This is a genomic window from Vibrio sp. Vb0888, assembly GCF_033338835.1.
Lineage (GTDB): Bacteria > Pseudomonadota > Gammaproteobacteria > Enterobacterales > Vibrionaceae > Vibrio > Vibrio alginolyticus.
Genome location: NZ_JAWOTL010000047.1, coordinates 1 through 2610, shown reverse-complemented (window position 1 = coordinate 2610; position 2610 = coordinate 1). Strand labels below are relative to the sequence as shown.

Below are 2610 nucleotides of genomic sequence, written 5' to 3'. Positions count from 1 at the left end.
GCACGGCCGATGCCAGTTGCTGATTGAGCGTTGATTTGGAAACCCGCTGCCATCGATTGACCTGAGGCAAAAGCTACCGTTACTGCTAGGAGAGTCTTTTTAAACAGACGCGTGTTCTGAGTCATTTGTTTTTCCTTATTAGATTCGTCTCTTTGGACGATAAATTGAGCTTTTGCTCAGTGGCGCAGATAGTAGTATCAATAATTGCTTGGACAAATCCGACCATTGGATAAAATTGAATAAAAATTGCAGAAATGATGTCTAAAAGACGGGAAATTGCACTTAAAATGCATAATTTAGAGTTTAAGCTCTAAATGCTATAGCGGTGGTGAATGTTTTGTGTTCTATTTATACAAAAATGCCGCTAAATAAGATCATTTAGCGGCATTTAACCTTTTGAAAGCTGGAAATCGTCGAAGTTGTTACATCGGCTTAATCATTGATGCAAGAGTCGTAGCGATCGCATCAATATTTTCACCTTCTTCCCCGACTAAAATCAGGCTTGAACTCCCGACGGGCTGAACGATTCCGGTCATGCCATCCTTATTAAAGTCGGTACTTTGTTCGCTTGGAATACCAGTAATAAATAACGTTACTTTACCTTTTGGACCTTGGAACACCATATGCACCGCATTGGATTCACCAAAACCGCAGTGGTTTAGGTAGTAAACGTGATATGGAAAGTTTTCACTAAACTGGTAATGAAATGGCGACATTTTCGCATTAATTTGCGAGCTCGGTACATCCTCATCAAGATGACGAACAAACGGTTCTTCATGAATTACGTGTTTCATCGCGGTATCCGCTAAACTGGCTTGTGCTGGAGACACCAAAACATTTCCCCAGTTTACTTGACCAACTAATAACCCTGCGGTGAACGCAATAGAAGCGGCAAGTGCCATTGCTTTGCGGACAAAGTTTGGTCTTACGACCTTCTCTTCATCAAGTGCACTCGACGTCTGGCTAAATAAAATCTTATCTGCGAGATCTTCGGGTACATCCACATTCATGGCTTGTTTAATTTTTACATCGAGATCCAAAACGTCATCAACAAACTTATTGTTGGCGTCGCTACCAGCTAAAGCTTGCAGAATCTCTTCATCCTTTTGTTTTGGATCCGACAAAATACGACGACGAAATTCTAAATCATCCATTCTTTTGTCCTCTCTTGGTATCTTGAGAATCCAACATCTCTTTAAGTTGATTACGAGCGCGAAATAGTCGAGTCATCACTGTGTTTTTATTTAAATCAAGAATGTCGCCAATTTCTTCTCCACTGAAACCACCAACAACCTGGAGAAATAAAGGCTCACGGTATTCAACATCGAGCTTCATGATCTGTGCCTGCAGCCATTCTTGCTGATGATGTGAGTCATCGCTGACTTTAGCATCATTGCCGTAATCATCGATATCAACTAAATCAAATTGTTTACGTTCGAAGCGGCGCGCGTTTTCTCGTCTCAATATTGTGATGAGCCAAGACTTGGCAGCTTTTTCGTCTTGGAGGCTATCGAGTGACTTCCAAGCTCTAAGACAGGTTTCCTGAACTAGATCTTCCGCGACCGCTTTATCTTTGCACAACCAATATGCGTAGCGGTACAAGTCACGATGATACCCTCGGACGAGCGCTTCGTATTTTCTTTGCTTGTCCATATCAGAGTTGACCGGACTGTTGGAATTTTTCTTTCCAAACATTTTTAATATGGCCACAGGAGCCTCCATCCTCGCTCTGTGAGTTTCTTACTTGTTCTGAGCATGACTTTACTTGTTTCATCGCTTAGCGGTTTTGGTTGCAGGATTTGTCATGCAACCCCTTTGACACAATAAGCCATGTGGTTACCTAAAAGTGTATACGCAAATGTCAGATATCATCGAACACGAATTGATATATATTGTTAACAATATCATCATTAGTAATCAATGGCTTGGATAAGTTCACTCGATGGAGCATTAAAAGGGACTTCTGATGGTGGATTCTTGAATTGTTTTGAATCAATAATCGTTCTAGATGAGCTTAAAACTCGTAAAATCACTATAAAATTGATCTATTTCAAAATATCAAGCAGTGAAGGGGTTATAGTACACCTTGTCATCTCGTTAGTCATTGCGACTAACATGTTGAGCAAGATGACACTTCCTTTTGAAGGCTGACTTTACTTTCTCCTAATCAGGAAACTGATTACTTTTCAATTGGCGTAAGTTAATTGTTTTATAGATATTCCGACCACACAGTTATGTGTGGTTTTTTTTTTGCTTCGATTTTACTTTCCGTATACCTCTTACCGTTTTAACTCTCTATAGTTAACCATTAGTAATCGCATAAGAATCAAAGAAGTAGAGTAATTGAACTACTTGCTTCACGTTTATTTAAACGCACGTTTGATAAATTTAACAAATTCATTACAATGCATCAGGTCAGACCTCTTGTATTTAAGGAGAAACAATGGGCAAGCAGGAAGTAAAAACACGCAATGGTGAGCGTGTCGCTATTGTCGCGGGGCTTCGAACTCCCTTTGCTCGTCAAAGCACGGAATTTAGCCAAGTGCCAGCGGTCGATTTAGGGAAAATGGTAGTAAGCGAAATGCTTGCTCGAACAGATATTGATCCGAA

Annotated in this window: 2 protein-coding genes and 2 pseudogenes; 1 reads left to right on the top strand and 3 read right to left on the bottom strand. The window is 40.4% G+C overall.

Annotated features, from left to right (window positions below; genetic code table 11):
- The 3 genes and pseudogenes from R7P72_RS23585 to R7P72_RS23575 form a co-directional block, all read right to left on the bottom strand.
- Positions 1-125, bottom strand: a pseudogene (locus R7P72_RS23585) (transporter); the annotation flags it as partial.
- A gap of 297 nt (positions 126-422) precedes the next feature.
- A complete protein-coding gene (locus tag R7P72_RS23580) occupies positions 423-1154 on the bottom strand; it encodes a DUF3379 domain-containing protein (RefSeq protein WP_005380527.1) in 732 nt (243 codons plus the stop codon).
- Positions 1147-1722 (bottom strand): sigma-70 family RNA polymerase sigma factor, encoded by a 576-nt coding sequence (locus tag R7P72_RS23575; protein ID WP_005380528.1) that lies wholly within the window; start codon positions 1720-1722, stop codon positions 1147-1149. Before R7P72_RS23575 ends, R7P72_RS23580 begins: the two co-directional genes overlap by 8 nt.
- Before the next feature lie 721 nt (positions 1723-2443).
- Here R7P72_RS23575 and R7P72_RS23570 point away from each other — a divergent pair.
- Positions 2444-2610: pseudogene (locus R7P72_RS23570) on the top strand (acetyl-CoA C-acyltransferase); the annotation flags it as partial.